Raw genomic sequence first — 22,424 nt, 5'->3', positions numbered from 1 at the left:
GGTTGTTGCAACTGGCTGGCTCATTAAGCCCCTATAGCTTTGTGTCGCCGGATCACCCCGGTTTTACTATAATATGATTTGCTTAATTATATATCTACCCACCAAAAAATCAACAAAATAGAAATAAACTCAATCTTAAAAATCCGAAACCACTCAATTGTATCAGGGTGAACTCACATCTGACACAAATAATCCTCAATATTGTTTACACTTTGCATAGTACCATCAGAAACAAAGTTCCATTTGCCCCCATTTCTCTGAAGCCTACCAACAGTGACTATTTTGGCATTGCTACTCAAATTTTTTATTTCACCACGAGTCTTCTCTTCACCAGAACTCTTATCAATAATCTTAATATATGACTCTTGTATTTTCCCTGCACCTATTTTCTTTTTTTCCTTAAATAAGTCCAGTGTAAATACTATCTCATCCACAGATTCTGGAATCTTATCTAAATCTATTTGCATCTGTTCATCTACACCAGCTCCACCAGTCTTATTATCACCAAAATGTATAGCTGATGAAGCAAACATGTCAGCATTTCCATAATATAGACATGCTTCTCCAACATTCATGGAAACCGGCTTACCATTTTTTTTACAAAATATGGCCCTGGAATCACAATCAATTGAAGAATCACCACTTAAAATTCCACTAATAAGCCCACCCGAACGTTGTTTAGAATAAGCATTCCAGCCAAATTGAACTAAAACTATACCTGATATATTTTTATCCGCACTCATAAATACACCTCTTTTTTCTTGTATCATTATTTGCAAGTCTGCAAACAATACATGGAATAAGTATAGACAAGAATAAACTTACTACCTCTTATTTGTCAAACTTCATAATAGTTCTCATTGATTAACCTGTCTTACTTCGTTAAATATCTGACAATTTTTTTATAAGTCCACAGCACTTATAATTCTTAAGACTAGTATATTCTATAGGGACATCTTTTTCCAATGCCAGTTGTTTGATATGTTCTAGTTCCTTAGTATTGCGGTATTGTTCACTAATTATGACCTTCCATGGAACACGTCTTAGAAGCACTCGTGTAGTTTCACCTATCCCAGGTTTAATATAATTTATATTATCGATGCCATATCGCATAGATAATGTGTCAACGTCAGTAACACCTTCAGTTGTGATGGTTTCTTCTTTTTCAATAATTGGTTCATATGAAAAACGACTTTCTATATGATCAATAAACTCATAAGTACGATCTTCAGCCATTAATTCACCATAGTATGCTGCTCCATGAAAATCATTTTCACCAATCACATCATTTCTCAAAAAAGTTCTACTAATCAGCCCACAAACAGTGCTGTTAAGACACGAGCTAGGAATAAGAATGTCATCATGTGTACCACATAAATCAGTAATATATGCAGGATCAGCAACTACTGCTAAAGAATCTGATACTCCATCGTAATGCTGTATTTCTTTCTTTAATTCTTTATAGATCACTCCCTTACCAGTCCATCCATCCACAAACTGTATTGACGCCGCATTATGTCTTTCTAATATATAGTTCACTGCATTTCTGTCCATCCCCCTATCTCTGATAATGGAAATAGAGTAATGAGGACATATATAGCCATACTTCGCCCGAATATATCTACTTATTAGCACCCCGATTGGAGTGCCTGCACGTGCCAAAGAAACTATAACTACAGATTCTCCTCTTTTCTGTACAATCTTATCTGAAACAATTGCTATAGCATCTGCAATTGTTTGCCCAAACACCTCCAGTGTTTCCTCATATATTTGTATATATTTTTCCGTTGGTTTATATTCCAACGGAAGCATCTCGGAATAATGAGTCCCCTTCTGTATTCTTTGTTCACGCTCTTTAGTAGGAAGGGGTTCCACAATACCTGTTATGTCTTTTAACAAAAGAGTCACATCTTCATCTCTAAAACTACTCTTCATATTCACACCTATAAATAGTGATGGATTTATTACCAACGCTTTTTACTGCAGAAAAAAGATCAAGCAATCCATCATTATTATCATTTCCATCTGTAACAATCAGAACCTTGTCATAATGAATTAGATTATATATATATGTCACTCTTTTCGAATCATAAAGACTGTGTAATTTATATCTAGCGTTTAGAGGATATCCATCCTGACATGACGGAACTATGGGACTCCTTGTAGTGGAATGAACTCTAACGTCTAAAACACCACGATTCTTTAGCTTCTCTCCTAGAAGAATAGTTAGATACATAAACTCTTCTGTACCTATAACTCCAACAGTGCTCAACGATTTTATGTTTATACTATAAGCAATCTGCTCTGCTACAGAGTTCAAATTCTTAAAGTATTCATCCCAACTAACTGCTTCTCTTGGATTAAACTTTATCTTTGTTAAACTAACAGATTCAACATAATCCTCACGGTCAAAGCAAACATCTGTATTTTCTTCTTCACCTACCGATTCTGCTAGTTCTGACTTATATTCATGCGGAATTCTTATTACATATCTGCACTCTATCCCTTGTGCTTCCAACTCTTTGATACGATCATTTGTCATACTGTTAACAAATGAAGCAATAACGAATGAACCAGAAAAGCCAAATTCCTTATTTATCTGATAAATCAATTTGCATACAGTATTACCAGTTGTAATCTCATCATCTATCAAGATAATTATTTCTGCTTTCTGTAATGCCTGTCCTAATCCGCGTCTATCAAGAAGCTGCTCCTTTGCATGGCTGTGTGATTCTGTAAAATATATGTATTCATGTTTTTCATTATATTCTCTGGTTGTATGCTCATAGGCTATCACATTTTCCATATGACTACATGTAGCTGCTGCTATTCCTGTTGCAGTTTCGGCAAAACCAATAACAAATTTTCTCCTGGAGCCATAATCTACATCTATTTTCTCAGCCAATGTAGCGCATAGCTGATCTACTTCAATTGGATTTGCTGGGATGTGTTTACCCTGCAGAGGATTCACAAACAGATATGATCTTTTTTTATTTTTTTCTCGTTTTGCAATTCTTACTAAATCTTCCACCTTGTACATAATTAACTTATCCCATATATCCTTGCCAACATAATAGTTTTTAAAGCCCAATTCCCATGGGTCTTTACCTCATTCATTCGGTCTCCGCCAGCACTTTTCCCTACTTGTAATGCTTTTGTTTCATCCCAGCCAAGTATTATCTTGGCATCCTCGTAGTCCTTTCTGGACACTTTGAATGCCTCATTTACTACTTCAATCTGTTTTGGATGAATTACTGTTTTACCAACAAAACCATTAAGGCGATCCTTAGCTACTTCTCTTTTTAAACCTTCTTTCCATTCATTGTTATCGCTAGCAAAAAATTCCCATACTGGTCCAGAAACAATATATTCTCTAGAGAAAAGCGTAAGTATCTCTGCCAAAAGGTTACCTATTGGCAAAATATCATATATTGTTTCATCATAATGTCGCCTCACGGAAAACTCATTGCTGAAATCATTACCTCCGACACGTACATTCAAAACATATTCCTTAACACTATCTATTGCTTTCTTTACCGCCACCAATGACTCGAATCTGGTCGTATAATCTACAATATCTCTACTTTCTAGTGTAGGCATCATATATATTTTTTTATTTGATTCATCATTGATTTTGCAGATATACTCATTATATCTTTCCATATTATCAACTGAATATTTAGGAAAAATATATCCTGTGATCACATCACAACATTCAACTAATGCTGCATGAATTCGAAGCAGTTGCTCTGGATTTCTTACTCTAATAAAGATTTTAGGTAAATAAAACCTCTTATTCTCCCTTGCATTTCTTATCCTATAAATTGTATTCAATAGCTGTAACTCAGCCTGCTCCACAAACCCATCTGCAACTGTATCTTCTAAGCATAGTGCCAAAGAAAACTGTTTCCCAAATTTCTCTTCGACTATAGAATCGGCAACCGTTTTATTCAATGCTGGAGAATATAAAAGTGCTCCAACCTCGTAACAAATCTCATCTATCATTCTTTCACATCCTAATCATATAATATAATAATGCCAGCATAATTATTATGGTAATTATGGCCGGAAAACCTGCTACTACCGCAGTAAAGAAATAAGGCAATCCTACTGCCATTTCAATAGCAGCAGCTAAAAAAAGTATGAATGTAGCAATAAAAAAAGCATCCGCAAGCCATCTGACTATTCTACTATTCATAAGATAATCATTTAGATAACTTCTTGCCATTCTCTCAGTAAATATACGTCTAAGGGGCGAAGCTACTAGGGCCCCTAAGCCTCCAGTAACAACAAAAAATATAGAAACAAACATTCTGATAATGTCATTCATAAGCGATGTAAAAATAATATGTCTAACTACCCACATAGCGAAAAGATATAGAAAAATATATCCTAGTAACATTAGAGCAAATCCTCTCAATCCTCTATTTCCATTACCAGGAATTAGATTCTCAACAAATACCACTATGTAAATAACAATAATTGTCTGCGCGAAGTCCTGTGTTAGTTGTGCTACCGCCCCGGAAGAAAAACCATTCCTTATAATATCAGTTGTGCAGTCAATTAAAGGCAGTCCACCTAATGACGTCACAATGCTAGAATTACCTAAAAACGCATAAATCAAAAAGTATGTAAGTATAACCAACATTCCTATGATTATTCCATCTCTATTACGCTGTTCCATAATATAACTCATCCCCCAATTATTTCTTTTGCTTTTGAATGTCCCAATTCTGCAGCCTTCTTTAGTAATCCCATAGCTTCTGTCATATTTTTTTCAACTCCATGCCCATATCTGTAACATAACGCTAATTGATACATTGAATTGATATCACCATTAGTAACTGCTTTCTTTAGCAATTCTGCTGCAGAAGAGTAGTCCTGAGGGGATCCATTAGAATAATAAACCATAGCAAGATCATAAATAGCCTCTTGAACCCCTGCATTTACAGCTTTTTTTAAATAAGTAAAATGATTGAATTTATCGTTAAGCTCTCTCAAATATACTTCTGCCATTTCATAAAAACAGTATGCATCCCCATTTTCAGCACATTTCTGAAATAGTTCCAGAGAAGCTTGAATATCTTTTCTAAAGTACTTACCCTTCAAGAGCAAACGAGCCACCGTATGCATCGCTATACAATGGCCCAAATCCGAAGCTTTTTTTAAGTTATTCTTATAAGTTTCTTCGTCTACAATGCCTTTTACGGTTTTACATGCACATGCCAGTTTATAGTAATCTTCGGGAGATTCACATACCTCCTGATCAACCTTGCTTTTTTGTGTTTCAAAGACGTTAATTACCAGTTTTTCAAAATCGATGGTTACACTTTCCTTACATGCTTGAAATTCTCTGCAAATATCTAACAAGACAGTCTTTATTTCCGCCATCAAGTCCCTGTCATATGCAAGATAGTCAAAAATTATAGCATACAACCTATTAGCGTTTTCAAAACACTCCGGATTCGTACCATATATGGTTTTTAACGTATCTGATAGTTTTTCATACTTATCCATAACATCATTTATATTGTTCAAAAATAATCCTGTTCAGTTCAACAAAATCATCAACAACAATATCCTTTTCGCTATCTAATATGGTTAATAAATTTTCTTTGGCTATATCGAGGGTCAATTCGTCACCAAAAGTTACAGCTATCTTCTTAGCTTCCTTGTAAACTCGATTATTAAAAAGTTTATCTCTTGCTTCAGCTAAATTGTCAGTAACTAACCCATCAGTAAAATAAATGATTGTGGTGTTAGATTCCTGTGCTGATACAGCCTGTGATTGCCTATCTAACTTTGTTTCTAGCTCCAATAATGCCTTTGCCATATTAGAAGCTTTCCCTACCACTAACGGATCACAATACACAAAAGAAACAACATCAACAGGAAACGGTGTTGACCATTGAACATCTACAGAATATGTCAGTGAGATAATCTGAGGTATTATACCTTTCGCAGCTTTAATCCTTTTTAATCTAAAAACGATATTATTCACCGCATCATTCACTGCACCAATTCTATTGCCCTGCATGCTTTCTGAAACATCAATAACAATATAAAAATAATCTACACCTGCCATATAATTACTCTTTATTAATCTTCTCATCGCATATGGATTCTACCCACTTTGTCATCGGCGTAGAATATGGACGGAATTTTTCTTTTCCTTTTCCTGCTTGCCAAATATATGCATTATTTTTATTGATGCTATCATCATTCACGATGTCTGCAAGCGCCAATGCGTCTTCTTTAGATACATCAAACACAACTCTTTTTCCAAAGAAGCTAAACGTATTATCAAATTTCGCACGGAATAGCGCTGGATCATCACACCAAGCTATTACAAATACGCCCTTTGAAGGGCCATCTCTTAATAACTCTTCAAACTTATTCGCATATTCCCTATTACTACCATAAATACTTCCGCCCTGAAAATCACTTGCTAATGCAAGCTGCGAAATAATCAACCATTCATCAGGATCTGATGTTGTTTTTCTAGCAAATCTCTCATATACATCTTCAAAAGCTTCAACCGCTTCACTTCCATCATGATAATCACAAAATCCAGGAAGTCTAAGTCCCATATCCTGAAGTTTATCATCAAGAACAGTATTAGAGCCGTCACAATAGTTGATTACAGTAATGTTAGGCAGTGACATTCCACTTCTCTTGCGTGCGACACGCTGAAGAATAAGATCCAAAGTTGTAAAGAAGAGCAGATTCTGAGCTTTCTGTCCATTTTTTCCAAGAAGCAGCATATTGTTCCCGTTTGTTTGATCAAATCTTACTTCGAGATTAGCATCAACCCTCAATGGCTCTCCGAGGTGAAGTACTCTGTCTTTGACAACAAGATCATTTCCTGCAAAGTACGTCTGATAAACACTGCTACGACTATCGGAGACATCGGATGCCAATACTCTTGCAGTTGATCTAATTCCCTTAGATGTATAATGCTTATCAAGCTGCTCTAAAAGATTTACATGTACCTGAGGATCCAAATAGCCAACCCTGAACTTTATATTTGTTTTAGGACTACTAATGGCTGGAACATAAATGGCTGAACCAGCATCGTTTTCTTCTATCTGAGCTATGGCATCAGATCCTTTTCCTAAAACAATGTCCGCATCTTCTTTAGGACATTTAAGTGCAATACGAACCGCAATCTGAGCCAAAGCAGCTTCACTTATGGCGTTCATACCTCTAATACTCTGTGAACACAAAACTATATGGAATCCATAACTTCTATCCAATCTTAAAATTCCATCCATTATCTGAGATGCTTCTGTTGCTACCTCCTGATTTCTATCGCTAAACAGTACATGGAACTCATCAATTACGATGAGAACTCGTGGCATTCTTCCATATCTCTGAACATCCGGACTGTTGTTATATGATGTAATATCACTTTTTGTGCAAGTATTAAAAATCTGAGCTCTTCGCTCACCTTCACGTTTAATATCTCTTAATACACTAAGCCCAAACTCCTGTTCACTTTCAATCGCAATTACCTTAAAGTTTGGCAGATTGTAATCAGCGTATATCTTAAATTCAGTACCACTCTTGAAATCAATAAGATAAATCTGCAGTTCCTCAGCAGGGTACTGTAAAAGCGCACCTGTGATAATTGCATGAAGCAATCTGCTTTTACCACTTCCAATCTGTCCACAGATAAGTGCATGGATAGACTGACTGCCTTGCATTCCAAGCTTTAAGCTTTGGATATCGCTTGCTCCACTCAAACCTATAGGAATAGATATTCCATCATCTGTAGAAAACTTTAAGTATTGCGCTGGTGAAGGCGCAATATGCTCATAGTTAATAATAATACGCCCAGCATCTTTGATTCCTTTTTTCATAACCGGAGCAATACTAACTATTTCTTTTATATCTAAAGGTTTATCTATTAAAAATCTAATATTATCATTATTAAGCTCATCACAAATGTAGCCTGGCTCTACCATGCTAAAGCAGGTACACATCTGCTCAATATTTGTTATCTGCCCTTTAATCTTTGGATCCATATTAGATAGCTGCTCATCATTGGCCATAATAACAACATAAACACCACATTCTTTTCCTGTCGCAACTACCTGGCTTAATAATTCTATAGACTTAGCTGTAAAACCAGCCGGAAAATCCATAATACCAACTATATTATATGGTTGTGGATTAAGTGTATTGGCAGCATTATACTCTCGTATATTCTTGTATTGTCCTTTAAATGTGTTGACCTGCATATTTTTTATGTGATCAACAACAATCTGGAGCTGTTGTTCTACTGAATTGGCCTCTGTCTGAATACCTCCAAGAATAATGCTTGTTCCCGTTGAATTATCCTCTTCGAAGTGCTTGAAAACCGCAAAGCTCTGGCCTGACTTTAGAGGATCAAAGAAATGAAATCGCATCTTATTTGGAGGTGTGGCAAGAAAGGTATTCATGCAGATAGTCTGCATATTAGCCTTTGCCATATCAGCATTCTTATTGCTATATTTGTAACACAAAGCTAGGCTCTCATTGATTGCTACAGTATATGGAAATACAAATGCGCCATTTTTTAAAATAAACCCATAATTCTGCGTCATAAACTGGCTTACTATCTTATTTGTCAGAAACTGATCAAACTTGAAATAAACGTATCCAACTGTAACATTTAATGGCTCAATTTTGGCTGTTTGATATCCCTGTGCACCATATACTTTTCTAACCATCATTGAATCAACAAATTTTTTCAATACTGCAGGCGGAAGATTAAAGATGTGCTCTGACTGATATTTTTTTGTAGCATTAATCAAAGCATCCTCTCTATTCTTTTTAGCGAGAGCATCCTCTGATTCATGTTGATGTAATAAATTTTGTTTTGTAGAAGCCTGCTGCTGAAATAAGCTCTTTCGCTTATCAGCATACTTTTGTTCTAACTCAACTCGATATTTTACATATGCCTGTCTTTCTTGCTCAGCATTACTGTTCAATTGCTGAAGTTCATTCTGCATTCTTCTAGCAGCTTCAGCAACCATGGCTGCAACTTTTTTATCTGTCTCAGGCATAATCGAATCTTGTTCGCGTATTTCTTTGTCAAACAATTCTTGTGCTTTGCATTTTAGCGAGAAAAACTCAATGCATTTAGTCTTTAACAGAGATGGATGAATAAGCTTCTTAAGAAGTTTTTCATCAAGCTCATTTATCTCCTTAGCCATAAACTTAGGATTACGACACATGAGCTGTTCCATAGAAGTAGCATCTATCTGTGCTAATTCAGTAGAATTCTTTGCAACCTTCTTATACCTTTTTGCTTTTATAGTCTTTTCAGCATTACTAATTTCATCAAGATAGCCTTGAAGTTTTTTCTTCTGATTTGCAATCTGGGCATCCATATCCCTTTTATACTTATCAGAATTATTTTTTACATCTTCCTGTGCCTTACGGGCATTATCCTTCTTCTGATTAGTTGTACGTTGATTAGTTTTATATTGATTTTCCCACTGTTCTAGAGCAGAACTTTCCTCATACTCAAGTTGTGATATTTGCTGAGCATGATTTGTATTCATCCGGTTAATCTGTGCCGCATGATCACTTTTCATGTTCTCAACTTTTGTTTTATAGCCATTTTGGATATTTGTACATTCCTGCATATATGAATTTGCAAGACGTTCAAGCTCATGCCAAATATCCATAACAAGGGCGTTCTCGTCCTTTACATTTATAATGTCCTGCTCTGTGAGTGGTGTCTTCAACATACTTTTTTCGCTCCCCTAATCTTCTTTCAGAAAGTACTGCTAATATCGCTCAACTCTTTTTCAAATTCGCGCTGAGCCTCATTTGCTGCACGATCATTCTCAGAAATTGCAGCATTAAACTCTGACGTAGACTGGTCAATTTGGCCTCTTCCAGTTTCTCTAGCTCCTCGTCCAAAGTTTCCTACACCATCCATTCTTTCAAATGCGGCTTTTACTCTTTCATTATTCTTAATCTGATCAGATGCATCTTTGCTTGATGCTTCCATGCTCTTCTTGCCAGCTTCAACTTTATTACTGACCTCCGACTGCATATAGTTTTCTGCATCTGCCTTTGTTCCTTCTGAAACTGCTTTAGCAGCTGCTGCAATTTCATCGTCAACATCTGCAGGAAGAGAATCAATAATACTCTTCATCTGCTTAGTATCAGAAACTGCTTTTTTCCCCAATTCCTGGCCAGCACGAAAAGTCTCTTTACCTTCGGTTGATTTTTGTCTGATAGCGTCAAGTTTTTTTCCCATGAATTATAATCTCCTCTCTAAGATAATTATAGTTATTTCCTATCCTTAAAAAACTCTACCCAATAGGGATTTTCTTTATCAAATAACGCCTTTTGCTCATCGGTTAATCCATGAGGATAATCTCTAAATAAATTAAAAATCTTTTCCCCATCAAAAGTAAATAACATTTCGCCTATTCTATCCGGATTCTCAATCCATCTAAACTCATTTCGTTTTTCATCCCTATCTGACATTTCCAGCCACCCCTTTCGCTTGTGCTGATTCAGCGGTATTTATATAACCAAGAATATTCAAAAATTCCTGACTATTAGTTAACGACTCCACTTCTATCATGAAATTTGAATAACTAACTGAATGATTCCTTGAAGCACCAAATCTTGCTGTTAAAATATAGTCATTCAGTTCATGCCATCCATTTCCATTAGATGGATGTTGTAATTCAAGATACTCATACCCATTCCCTGTATTTCTTATAATTGCTGCATGCTGTCCTGTTGCCAGATAATACTCTTTGCCCGGAGCCATATCTCTCATCAATTGATTAGCTGACGCAATATCATCTGTACCACTAAGTGTAACTGAACGAACCATTGGTAAAGATGCAATTTTCTTTATAGAGTCTCTTGATGAAAAGAAATCTCTACTTGCTCCATCTCTGAAATCTAACACATCGAATCCTGCAATATTCCCCGCATATGCTAATGCTAAAGATGAGCAAGAACCTTGTGTTAAGTCTCCTCCACTCAATCTATTTATTATATCTTCATTAGTCCTGTTTCCATGCGCAATCTGGAGTGGTCTATATTCTACATTCGCTTTAGAAAGATGCCCTACAATATAATCATAATTACTTGAATTTGAAAATGTATCTGATATCCAATCACTTATAGTGCCTCCCACTTCAGATTGTGATTCTGATAATTCGCTATCATTTTCTTTATTATCTCGAGCACCTTCAAGTGAAGAACCTATGCCCCGACTTGTTCGGCTTCCTAAATCGACTTTTTCGTCTTCACCTTCTCCAAGTTCATCTAATAGCTGTTCGTATTTATCACTTTGTTCTTTATAGTCACGCCTCGCTTGTTCTACACTCTTCTTTCCAAAAGGAAGTTCATGCGCAGCCTCCAGCGAAGCAGTTCCTTTCTCAAGCTTTCCTAGCTCATCAGAAATCTCATTCGCCACTCTTCCTTTTTCCTTAACATTCTCTTGATGTTCCGTTTCTAAACGGTCATCTTCTCGTTCTCCAACGGCCTTCACTTCATTTATTGCGTTTGCTATTTCATCGTCTATTTCGCTCATAACTGAATCAATCGATGCCATAACTGCATACTCATCTCGAAGTGTTGTTCGATCAATTTTTATCCTCTCTCCAACTTCTTTTACATCTTTTACTTCACTTCTTTTTTTTTCAAACCTATTTCCCATGAAAACTCCTCATACTATTCCCATTGTTTTAATAAGCTTGTCCTTCTGTCCTTCTGTTCCTGTGATCGTTCAAACCCGCATATATCCTTGGTTCGCAAAGCAAACTGCCTATATACTAGGAGTTTTTCTGTAACAAATGACTTTATTTCTTCTTCAAACAGCCTATTCTGCTTCTTATAAGAGCTTAAAGAAAAAATAATCTCCTCCATTTGATCGCATATTTCATTAAATTTGTCCTTAAGCATTTCTATTCCCGCTTCGTTATCATCAAGACTTTCATAGTAATCCAAGCGCGACTGCAGTAGTTTAGCTTTTCCTTCTTCAGACACCTTAGGCCATCCAGCAGGTTCCAATATTGCAATTTTTTCTTCGCAAGATCTAATTCGCCTTCCCAAATCCTCTGAAAAACTGATGCGATCATTCAAGTCATTTTCGAACTCTGCAACATCGTCAATTATGCTATCCCACATTGCTCCAATCTTATCACGCGTGATATTTAAACTGTTCTTCATATCAGCGATAAAAGGAGAGTTCTCGTAACATAGCCGATTATATAAATCTTCATTGCTTGGTGAAGTGTATAAGTCATCATTAATGACACCGTTTACCTTCGACCACTGATGCATCTGAAGCTCAAACGGCTTTAGCAAACCCTCATAAATAGCTAACGTCTTACCTTGAGTAAACGTCGACATTCTCTCAAGTTGCACTTCATCTGCCGACATAGTGCTTCCAAGTAACCCTCTATCATCTGCAGATGTCATTCTATGACCAAGTTTCAACGATGTATTCTTTATAACTTCCGGTGCCATCGCCGTAGGAAGCTGATCCGCAATGATAATCGCTTCGTTCAATGCACGAACTTCCGCAAGCATCTTTACGATAAATGCCGTTGCAGCTATCTTCGGATTAGCACCCTCACCGGCATCCTTCTCTGCTTTAGGGCCAATAAGATTATGCGCCTCTTCAAAGAAAATCACATGTCTTACAGGAGTTTTTTCCTTTTCTTTTCTAGTCATAGGATTTGCTTTCAATGATTCTCTAATTAGAGTAGAAAGCATCAAAGTAAGGAAGTTTGCAGGTCCACTACCCATTGACTCCAACTCGATGACAACAGATCTCTTAAGCCACCCTTCGGGGGCTATAGTCGAAAATGGAACATTAAACACATCCCCCATTTCTCTTGATAATAAACTTCCGATTCTGACCTGTAATACAGATTTGAGATTTCCCTTTATCTCTCCCTCATAATCAGTTTCATCAAGTATCTTCTCTAATGTTTTATACAGCTCTCCCATTGTTGGGTAAGGAAGTGTACCATTGTTAATCATATATGGCAGCCATCCCTTATCGCGATATACTCGCTCTATTGCACGATCTAAAAGGAAAGGCATTGGAGGATCCATCGAAAAAGAACCATCAAATACATTTATCAAATTCTGTATATGCTCAGCTAAAGACATCTTTGTCGGAAATTCAAACGGATTGATATGCAAAAGAAAGTTCGTTCCTGATGATGGCGAGAACACCGTTATCCCTTTCATCTCTTCTCTGTTGACCAACGCCCTATATTCTTGCTTTGCAGGTTCAAGAATCAAGAAAGGTATCTGTTTTTGATATAAAGATGTAGCCAAGTGTAACATACTGTTTGTCTTTCCAGATCCAGGTACTCCAGCAAGAAATGCATGCTTAGGCAAATTTTTTAGCGGAATAAAAACTTCATATCCATCTGAATCCATTCCCAAATACAGCCCTGAGGAGTCATGTCCAGGAGCTGTCTCCTTCGGAATTTCAATGCTCTCTCCCGGATATAATGCAGGAAAAACAATAAACGGCTTTAATTCCTCAATAGTAAATAAAGTCGGCCAAAACTTTAATTCCATAGGAGCGTTCTTATGGCATACCGGCAATACCTTACTGTTCAAAATATCTTGAATAGAAAAAGTTCCTTGCAAAGTCTGTATATCATGCGATCCTTTTTCTAACGCTTCAGAAGCAGCAGCATCCAGCAACATATTTGCATATTCTTCGCTATCGGCATAAACACGAATATTAGCTTGAAAATGAGGATTCTCTGAAATTTCTTTAATTAGGTCTTTGTACCTGTTCAAAGTGTAATCTGCATTTTCATCCTTTTGAAATGAAGTTGTTCCGTTGTTGCTTTTCTCAACACGCAATGTCAGCATTGTACGTAATGCAAACATAACATTTCCAAGCATCTCCGGAGCTTCAATCTTATTTGTGTAGTCTACAGGCATTACGTCAACACAATAAACACATGGCATATTCATGTTTTGCATCATGCTAAACATGTTATAAAGCCTTGCGTCCTCATTTATTTCCCATTTGTTTACAGAATAAAAGAATCCATTTTCCTTCTTATCAGCCTGCGAAAACTTTTCACGCTTAATAAGTGTTGACATATGGGAATAGCTATTAATTCGGCTCATATGAAGCGTAACAAAATCATCCATTTTGTCACGCTTTTTTTCTCCTTGACCATCGCCATTCCTAAAACGGTTCATCCAACTTGTATACTTGTCTAGCATACTTACTGGAACAACTTTTTTTAACTCTTTTTCATCTAACCTAGAAAGCCATCCCTTATAGCCTTCCAACTGCTCCTCCGGAACAACTCTTACGATATCAAAATATGGAGCCAACACAGAGTTTTGCACCATGTTATCAACATACGCACTTGATTTATCACTATCAAATTCTAAATAGATTTTCAGTCTTTTACCCTTATCTTCGGCAGGATTATACTCATATATCCAATGTACTATCTCACCCGTCAATAAAGCCTGCCTATGAATTTGACGCAAAAATGACAAATGCTTCTTTAACACTCCATCGACGCCATCTTCATCTAATGCACTATATTTGCTTAGAGTAAGATCTGGAATTCTTTTGATCTCATAGATACTTTTGGCCATTTATCAGCCCCCCTCACTTCAGATTGAGAACAGTTAATGCTATATCTTTAGCTTCAACAAAAACCACATTGGCATCTTGTATTTTTTCTCTATTGTTCTTATCAGTAACAAACATGTCTACTTGATCGATCATAGAAAAATCCACTTCACTATCACCAGCACCAACACACCAATCTACCCCTAACTTTTCTTTTAGTCTCCTGATCGAATTGCCTTTAGTCAAATTTCTAGGACATATATATAATTTTTTACCATGATCAAACCAATAAACCTCTGGATAACTTTCCATCTTTTTTATTATTTTTTCTCTGATAGTTTCATCTTCAGGCTTAATAAATAACACTAGCCCATCCTGAACTTTCGTAGGCGCAATTTTGCCTGCCCACTGTTCTATTTCCTTTAAGCCTTTTGCAGACGCTTTTATTATCTCAAGTGTTTCTTCTTTCCACAAAAAGTCCTCTTCACCATTAACAAGCAAAATGCCTCCATTATCCAGTAGCGCATAACTCGGATGATATTGTTTAAAAACATCAATCCTCTCATACTGGGCCTTAGTTCTACTTGTAACAGGGACAAAACTTCCATCAGTTATTTTAAGAATCAATTTGCTATATGTATTGTGCTCTATGAACGATATCTCTTTATTATTGTATATTTCTATGGGCTTATAACCATCATGATAATGTCGGTATGAAAAAATAAGCGTCCCATCTAAATCAACAAAATAGCTTCTCATTATTCAAAAAACAGCGGCACCTCTACTTGTGAGATGACGACTTCCCTCTCGTTGATCAGCCAATTAACTGGCTGTCCCATGAGTTTTTTTACAGCCACATAAGGAATATTAACATCAGCCGCTTTACACGTCATGTGCACACCACCAGACATCCTCGTATTAATCTCTAAAAAATACGGAACATCTCCCATGTACTTGAACTGTACATTACAAGGGCATTCCAAATTGACATTATCTAGCACAAGTGTACATAGCCTTAAGATATCTTTATCATAGCTTATTCGTTCAAAACGAGCCGTACTCTTAACCCTCGGTACCATAATATTGCCACTATCCGTTTTAAGACAGTCTATACTAATTTCATCACCTTCCAAAAAAGGCATTACCATTATTGGAGAAAAGACTTCTTTCTCAGACAAAGCTTCTATTACTGAATCTAGGGTCATTCGAGTATTTTGTTTTTTAAATAGCGCGGCGTAGCCCTTTCTATGATTATCAATCAGACGATAACTCTTGCCTCCTTCATCTTTAACAAATTTGAAACATACATTTCTATATTTGTCCGATAGGTTTTTATATGCCTCTAAAAAATCTTCCAGCTTATCAACTACGTAGTAATCCGGAACATGAATTCCTTCTACATTCTTGAAATAATCATATGATGCTTTCTTATCGTTCAGAATAGAAATAATAGTATAATCATCTACCATCACCTTTACATTTATTTCTTCAAACTTATCCTTAAACCTACTGATAAGCGTCAGATGACGATGAGGCATAAAAACATTCACATTATGTTCATCACAAAATTTCAAGCAAAAATCTATATATTCTTCATCACTACATTTGTCTGGTTCAGAATACCATTCATCACATATTTCTTTTAATACAGAAAACTCTTGTTCATTTGAACCTATTACCCAAAATTCACCTGACTCCTTTAGCATAGAGACTATGTTATATGCAGTACTGAACCAATGATTAAGCCAAATTACTTTTTTCATAGCATGCTATCCCCATCACAACTATTATCTACGTCTTCTTAAAAGAATAAGCCTTATCAACTGCAAAACAGATGTCAGTAATGCTGCTACATACGTTAATGCAGCTGCAAAAAGCACCTTTCGTGCAGCATTCAATTCCTGACTATATAAAATGCTACTATCGTCCAATATTTTCATTGCTCTATTCGAGGCATCAAACTCCACCGGAAGAGTCACTAGCTGTAGCAAAACAACCAAAGAAAAAAGCAACGTACCAATATTAAGTAGCCCTGTTGCTCCGAAAATCAGTCCTAGCAATATTACTGGGTATGACAATTTTGATCCGATGTTGGCAGCTGGGATTACTGCTGATCTAATAGCTAAAGGCATATATCCCTTATTATGCTGAATAGCATGCCCACACTCATGTGCTGCAACACCTATAGCTGCAGCAGACTCGGATCCATATACAGAATCCGACAATCTTAAAACTTTCTCCTTTGGTGAATAGTGATCCGTCAAATCACCTCTAACTCTTTCAATCCTAACATCAGTAATTCCAGCTTGCCGAAGAATCATTTGCGCTGCCTGCTCAGCTCTCACATGTTTTGAATTACCATATTGAGAATACTTTTTAAATGTTCTCTTGACATTCCAAGAAGCCCAAAGGCTTACTAATAAGCCTACTAAAACAAAAATATAAGATGATCCATACAAAAAAGACATCCTCTACCTCCTAAGTACTTTCACATTTGAACTTCCTTGATTATCAAGAGTAGTTCTGATCATTTCCAACACATTTTGAGCAATTGTAAGATTCGCTTGATATTCATTCTTACTTCCACTAAGATTACCCGCCTGTTGTAATGCACTGCCTCCAAACATATTTCCGGAAGCACCATTAAAAACTGATATAGCATTTTCTAATTGCAATATCTTATTTTGAAGTGTATCTGCTGCATTAGTCATTTGCGTTCTTACTGCTTCAAGATAATTCCTCAAAGTGTCTAGATATTCCTTTTTCTGTATATAAATGCTCCGTGCCGCATTTAATTGCTGAATTGTCTGCATCCTCTGCTGCTCCAACAATGCACTCTCTGATTGAAGACCTTGTAACTGAGCTCGAATCCTGTTTAAAGTGGCTAGATCAGAACCACTATCATAATCTTCATTTCCAGAATTGCTATCTATATTAGACATTACTGCATTTGCCTGAGCCTGAAGAGCAATCACCTGATCTTCAATAGATGATAATTCACGTGCAATATGCTCAGACTCATCAGACAACATTTGTATATTTGTTTCCAATTGCTGCATTTCACTTTGAGTTGTTTTATAATTTCCACAAGCACCTTCCACTTGAGAAACTACACCCTGAATATCTGCCATACCGGCTACCCTTTCCTAAAAAGATTTCCAAACAACCCTGTTTTTTTGTACTCCTCAGTTTTTTTTGATTCAATAGGTTGTTTATCAGCCAAAAATATCTTTCTTTCATCCTGACTATCTGACATATTCTCTGGTATTTTCTCCGGTATAATATCCCCCTCTTGCCTAACCTCTTGAGAATCCATTCGCACATCATTAGTTTTCTTTTCCTGCTCAAGTTCATCTAACTCTTTACTGATGTCGGGAAGTTCCTCTGTCTTAGTTTCAAAAGGCTCACGAGTATCAATTTCAATCGGCCTATACCCTTCAATCGCAGATGTATCTGTTACTTCTACTCCTAACTCACGCCAATAATCATCAACCTGCTTTTTTCTATTTTTAGCAACCTCAAGTTGATCTATCATTTCTTTGTATTGCTCTGAAATACTAATATAGTTTTTTCTAATATTTTCTCTTTCAATACTCTTTTCTGAAATCATGTTCTTTTTATCTGCAATCTCTTTCTCAAGATTTTTTATCTCTTGCTCAATTACAGAAATATCATTATTTATCTCAGTATCTTTGTCTCTTAATTCAACATATCTACCTTCTATTTCTTTAACTGCATCAAGAATCTCTTCCATCTTTGCAGCAACCTGTTCTGATGTAGCAACCGGCTTTTTGACTTCCTTTTGCAAAGAAACTATTCCAGAGATAGAAACATCATCTCCACTTCCGCCATTACTAATTCTTTCTAGTAACTGAGAAAAATTTGTACTTAGTTCTTCTTCTGAAAGTGTTTTTGCCCAAGCAGATAAGGAATAGTAACACTTATTTAAGCCATTCTCATCAAAGCTTTCATCTACTCCGTCTGAAGCCACAAAAGATGCTACTGGTATGTCATTCCCATAAGCATACCTAAAACTATCAAAAGCCCTTGAGTCGCATATAGATGTAGATCTATTGCCTAGGCATCCAACATTATCCCAAGGTACCGGCTGACTATAAAGACCGTTTTCAGAGATACAAACGCATTTACCATCCCCAACCTGTATTCCAAACCAAAAATCATCAAGAATACACGTCACTATTAAGGTACATCCATATATTTTCTGCAGTCTTCTGCCTTCTTTGAGCATGCCAACCACATCATCACTGAGGCCTACTAAATCTGCATCCTGTATTGGATTGGTCTGAACATCTTCAAGAACCAAATCATTCCATTTCTTTATGATATTCTTTTCAATTTCCGTTATCACTCTATCCGGTGATATTTTTAATTCACTGTAATCTTTGATTTGCAAAATCGTTGAGATTGCTGCCTGACAAGCAATCTTGGCTCCTGCTGCACTTCTAAAACAATTCTTATCACCATGCCCATCACTGATTACAGCAATAGCTATCCTATCATCAAGATAAGATTGTGAATAATCTTCACATGCTAACCCCTTGGCTACATGCGAAGCGCCTATCATATGACTATTCAAAACTGCATATTTGCCGTTATTCATCAAATGCTCCCATTATCCAAATGTAGGAAAATCATTTTCCCAATCTATCGTATCTAATCCTGGAATAACTGGATCTGCTCCTGCATGTACATCAACAGATGATTGTTGTACTGGTACTGGTGCCGGAGCAGGTGCCGGAGTAGAAACAGGTGCCTGTGAAGCTGCAGGCGGCACGCTCTGCTGCGGAGTCTGAATTTGTGGTGCGCTAGACATCGTTGACCCAAAGGATGTAGCATTGGATGGCCTTGCATTATTGTTCGAGTTTTGGAGCGATCCCTGCTGTGTAACAAAATCAACACCGGTAAGAGTGACAAGCTCAATCTGCTTAGTTAAAATATTTGTATTTCGAGCTTCCAAAACCATTTTTTCATTTCCCGTAAACTCTAACAAAACCTTCTTACACTCTGGGCTCAACGCTCCTTCCTCTATAGCAATGCCTGCTTTGGTTGCATATTGAAACCACGAATTATGTCTTAAATTATTTAATGCCTCTGGATAGAGAGCAATATCTGAAGGTTTTCCATCAGTTAATAAAATAATCAATGGTGTATACGAACCTGCAGCAGCATTTAAAAATGCTTTTCTGGAAAGCTTTTCATTCAGCGCATTAAATGCCGCGCCAAAATTAGTTCCTCCGCTAACATAAGTAATGTCATCATATACAAACGTTGATACAGGCTGTGGTGAAAGCGTTTTCCAACTCGCTGAGCTCGAAAACTCCATTATTGCTATTTTTATCTCCGCATTGGTATTACTTGCTTCTCTCTTTTTCAATTCGGGAAGTAAGTTACGAATAGCATCATTTACAGCGCCAATTCTGGCTCCTTTCATACTTCCTGATATATCCACAATAAGAAATACAACCATAGCTCTCTTAACAAGATTTGTAGTTATAGTATCTATTGTAGGTGTTGTTTCTATCGGCATCGAAACATTTGTTGGAGCCGGCGTTTGTGGATCTAATGTTGGAAAATCAAATCCATCCCAAAAATCTCCCATTTTTTCATTCTCCTTTAATAGATTTCTCCAATGGTTCCACCAAAATCTATCTTGGTACCAGGGTCAAGTTTAGCATATCCCTGAGGTGGTACACTCATCGATTCACCTGTGCTCTTCATTACATTCCATGTACGATCAGTCATATTCCCTAGCCCCAATACACTTTTATCTGAAAGACTCATTTTTACTATACCTGCTATTGTAGTATAATCTGCGCTATATTGATCAATATGACAATTATATATTTTGGAATCATTCCCCAAAACAACTACATATTCTGGCAATTTTAAAAATCTACAGCCTTGAGGAATGGGCTGTCTTGCATACGCATTAATAAACTGCTCACGCCCATCAATTTTCACCAGCATTCCTCGCGCTTTTATAAGCGCCTCTTCCCACTCTACTTCAGTAATTCGATTGTTGATATCTTTCATTCCCTTTGTAAATGCTTTAGTAAATGTATACTGAATATCTGGTGGATACATGTTCCATCTACTAATAACATTAGGCTGTGCTTCTGGGTTAGGCCTATTCTTATCATTCTCTGGATCGTAAACAAATATCGGATTAACGCCATATAATTGAGCTCCAATTGCATCTGTTAGCGGAAACTGTATTGTATATTCTCCTTCCAGCGGATGATCAATATAGAACAACCTAAACAATAACACCGCAAGAGAAAACCTATCTGAATGCGTATTTGGACGAGTCTGATCGATAACAACTTCTGGTGCCATATATCTTGGCATTCCCTTAACGCCAAGGTTTACACCATATGGAGCAACATTATCATTATCACAAATCAAAACATCTCCATCCACAGGATTAATGAAAAAGCCTCCTTCATTTACATCCTGATAGCTATATCCCATACTATGCAATACTCTGAAACTCTCCACTATATTCAACGCGGCAGTGAAAAGTGTCTCATAATCCTTGAATCGCACAATATTCAACAGAAACTCGCCAAACTCATGATATTTAGAAGGGCGAAGTTCCATGATATAACCATAGCTTCCTTTATATTTCGCAGTAAGCATTAAAGGCCATAGATAGTGCTCATTAGGTGCACCTTTTTTCACATTATTCTTCAAGTTTTCATAAAAGGCATCTGGCGGGATTGGTCTTTTATACCATTTAAGAGCACAAGTTTTTCCTTGATAATTTACCTTATAGACCTCTCCCTGACCACCTTCTGCTAAATATTCAATAATCTGTATACTCTGACTCCCATCTACTGCTGGAATCAGTTCGCCTTTAGTTAATGATGGCATTTTTTCACCTCTCCTATATTATTTCCCATCTACCAAATCCAAAGTCTATGACAGCGCCTTTAACAATAGGCGCTGCACTCTGATGAGCTACTGATAGCTTTTGTCCATCTGGGAGATCAACTCTCCAGTTTTCACCTGATGTATTTCCCAAAGCAAGCACATTTTTATCTTTATTACTACTTACTACTTTTCCAATTTTCGTTTCATCTTCACCTGGCAAAAGATCTTTTTTATTTATCTCAAGCCCATCTATAAGGTGTATCTCCACCCCATCCTTAGCAAGTTTAAGTGTTGTATCATCTGAATGGACACCGTCACAAAACATCTTTTTCCAACTTTGTATATCAGGACGAACATCTCTTTCTTCTTTCTTTTCAAAAACAAGAGAGAAAAGCTCTTTTATGACCTGAAATCCATCATTATCCCATGCCGATACTATAGATGCCCCAATCAAATTGTCCAACATATTATCTTTATCATTATTCGAAAAGACAAAGTGCAGTTTTCTGTAAAGTTCTTTTCTTTGATTGGTATCTTGTGAAAATGCCTTTAATTCCTGCTGTCCATCATATGGTAGCGATGAGTATCTGAAAGCATACAATACCATTGCCAAACAGTACAAATCTTGTTTTACTGTCCATTCTGAGCCATCGCATAATTCAGGCGGTAAAAACTTCCATTGATCATAATTGCAACTAGCTATCTCTATAATCTCATCCGGAAAAAAAACAACATCACCTGAATCCAAATCAGTAGTAATTTTGTTAAAATCCACTAGGCCAATGATTGCTTCCTTTGAATGAGCCTCTTCATATTTTTCTATAACAGCCAAAGACGCTTTCTTGTATGCCTCAGTTGTATGAAATCGGGGTTTAAAAAGTTCCATACCATAAATAATATTGTATAAGGTAGCCGTATTCATATTAGATTTTCA

The 22,424-nt window shown here is 36.6% G+C and carries 20 protein-coding genes and 1 riboswitch; all 20 genes read right to left on the bottom strand.

All coding sequences use genetic code 11. The annotated features are described in order from the left end of the window. Positions 1-3: 3 nt before the first annotated feature. Positions 4-78: riboswitch (cyclic di-GMP riboswitch) on the bottom strand. A 95-nt stretch (positions 79-173) separates the two neighbouring features. The 20 genes from G602_RS0104105 to G602_RS0104010 all read right to left on the bottom strand — a co-directional run bounded on the left by G602_RS0104105 (position 174) and on the right by G602_RS0104010 (position 22,412). Beyond that, positions 174-743 (bottom strand): TerD family protein, encoded by a 570-nt coding sequence (locus G602_RS0104105; RefSeq protein WP_026657818.1) that lies wholly within the window; start codon positions 741-743, stop codon positions 174-176. A 139-nt stretch (positions 744-882) separates the two neighbouring features. Beyond that, positions 883-1,935 carry a cysteine protease StiP family protein gene (locus G602_RS0104100; RefSeq protein ID WP_026657816.1) on the bottom strand — a complete coding sequence of 351 codons (1,053 nt, stop codon included), beginning with the start codon at positions 1,933-1,935 and terminating at the stop codon, positions 883-885. Next, a complete protein-coding gene (locus tag G602_RS0104095; protein WP_155829677.1) occupies positions 1,925-3,040 on the bottom strand; it encodes a phosphoribosyltransferase domain-containing protein in 1,116 nt (371 codons plus the stop codon). The genes G602_RS0104100 and G602_RS0104095 overlap by 11 nt, the downstream gene beginning before the upstream one ends. Before the next feature lie 2 nt (positions 3,041-3,042). Beyond that, positions 3,043-4,005, bottom strand: coding sequence for an HpcH/HpaI aldolase/citrate lyase family protein (locus G602_RS0104090; RefSeq protein WP_026657814.1), 963 nt, complete (start codon positions 4,003-4,005; stop codon positions 3,043-3,045). A 4-nt stretch (positions 4,006-4,009) separates the two neighbouring features. Then, a complete protein-coding gene (locus tag G602_RS0104085) occupies positions 4,010-4,684 on the bottom strand; it encodes a hypothetical protein (protein WP_026657813.1) in 675 nt (224 codons plus the stop codon). Positions 4,685-4,692: 8 nt separating this feature from the next. Further along, entirely contained in the window at positions 4,693-5,538 is an 846-nt protein-coding gene (locus G602_RS0104080) for a tetratricopeptide repeat protein (protein WP_026657812.1), read from the bottom strand. After that, on the bottom strand, positions 5,522-6,085 hold the full coding sequence (locus tag G602_RS0104075) for a vWA domain-containing protein (RefSeq protein WP_026657811.1): 564 nt from the start codon (positions 6,083-6,085) through the stop codon (positions 5,522-5,524). The genes G602_RS0104080 and G602_RS0104075 overlap by 17 nt, the downstream gene beginning before the upstream one ends. A gap of 4 nt (positions 6,086-6,089) precedes the next feature. Continuing rightward, positions 6,090-9,740: an FtsK/SpoIIIE domain-containing protein gene (locus G602_RS0104070; RefSeq protein ID WP_026657810.1), complete on the bottom strand. Its 3,651-nt coding sequence runs from the start codon at positions 9,738-9,740 to the stop codon at positions 6,090-6,092. 26 nt (positions 9,741-9,766) lie between these two features. Beyond that, on the bottom strand, positions 9,767-10,258 hold the full coding sequence (locus tag G602_RS0104065; protein WP_026657809.1) for a hypothetical protein: 492 nt from the start codon (positions 10,256-10,258) through the stop codon (positions 9,767-9,769). A 32-nt stretch (positions 10,259-10,290) separates the two neighbouring features. Continuing rightward, complete coding sequence (locus G602_RS0104060; protein WP_026657807.1) at positions 10,291-10,491, bottom strand: DUF7675 family protein; 201 nt, start codon at positions 10,489-10,491, stop codon at positions 10,291-10,293. After that, positions 10,481-11,683 (bottom strand): hypothetical protein, encoded by a 1,203-nt coding sequence (locus tag G602_RS28550; protein WP_049945039.1) that lies wholly within the window; start codon positions 11,681-11,683, stop codon positions 10,481-10,483. Before G602_RS28550 ends, G602_RS0104060 begins: the two co-directional genes overlap by 11 nt. A gap of 14 nt (positions 11,684-11,697) precedes the next feature. Next, positions 11,698-14,619: an ATP-binding protein gene (locus G602_RS0104050; protein ID WP_026657806.1), complete on the bottom strand. Its 2,922-nt coding sequence runs from the start codon at positions 14,617-14,619 to the stop codon at positions 11,698-11,700. Positions 14,620-14,632: 13 nt separating this feature from the next. Beyond that, positions 14,633-15,355 (bottom strand): HAD hydrolase family protein, encoded by a 723-nt coding sequence (locus G602_RS0104045; RefSeq protein ID WP_026657805.1) that lies wholly within the window; start codon positions 15,353-15,355, stop codon positions 14,633-14,635. Continuing rightward, positions 15,355-16,359, bottom strand: coding sequence for an ATP-grasp domain-containing protein (locus G602_RS0104040; protein WP_026657804.1), 1,005 nt, complete (start codon positions 16,357-16,359; stop codon positions 15,355-15,357). Before G602_RS0104040 ends, G602_RS0104045 begins: the two co-directional genes overlap by 1 nt. Before the next feature lie 24 nt (positions 16,360-16,383). Continuing rightward, complete coding sequence (locus G602_RS0104035) at positions 16,384-17,064, bottom strand: zinc metallopeptidase (RefSeq protein WP_026657803.1); 681 nt, start codon at positions 17,062-17,064, stop codon at positions 16,384-16,386. Between the two features lie 3 nt (positions 17,065-17,067). Then, complete coding sequence (locus G602_RS0104030) at positions 17,068-17,727, bottom strand: hypothetical protein (protein ID WP_026657802.1); 660 nt, start codon at positions 17,725-17,727, stop codon at positions 17,068-17,070. A 5-nt stretch (positions 17,728-17,732) separates the two neighbouring features. After that, positions 17,733-19,217 (bottom strand): protein phosphatase 2C domain-containing protein, encoded by a 1,485-nt coding sequence (locus G602_RS0104025; protein ID WP_026657801.1) that lies wholly within the window; start codon positions 19,215-19,217, stop codon positions 17,733-17,735. A gap of 12 nt (positions 19,218-19,229) precedes the next feature. Continuing rightward, complete coding sequence (locus G602_RS28545) at positions 19,230-20,216, bottom strand: vWA domain-containing protein (protein WP_049945038.1); 987 nt, start codon at positions 20,214-20,216, stop codon at positions 19,230-19,232. Between the two features lie 14 nt (positions 20,217-20,230). Next, complete coding sequence (locus G602_RS0104015; protein WP_026657799.1) at positions 20,231-21,490, bottom strand: protein kinase domain-containing protein; 1,260 nt, start codon at positions 21,488-21,490, stop codon at positions 20,231-20,233. 13 nt (positions 21,491-21,503) lie between these two features. Beyond that, positions 21,504-22,412: a hypothetical protein gene (locus tag G602_RS0104010; RefSeq protein WP_026657798.1), complete on the bottom strand. Its 909-nt coding sequence runs from the start codon at positions 22,410-22,412 to the stop codon at positions 21,504-21,506. Between the last annotated feature and the right edge of the window lie 12 nt (positions 22,413-22,424).

This window comes from Butyrivibrio sp. AC2005, from assembly GCF_000424145.1.
In the GTDB taxonomy this organism is placed as follows: Bacteria; Bacillota; Clostridia; order Lachnospirales; family Lachnospiraceae; genus Butyrivibrio.
The sequence above is the reverse complement of the archived record's forward strand: the minus strand, read 5'-3'. Positions and strand labels throughout refer to the sequence as shown.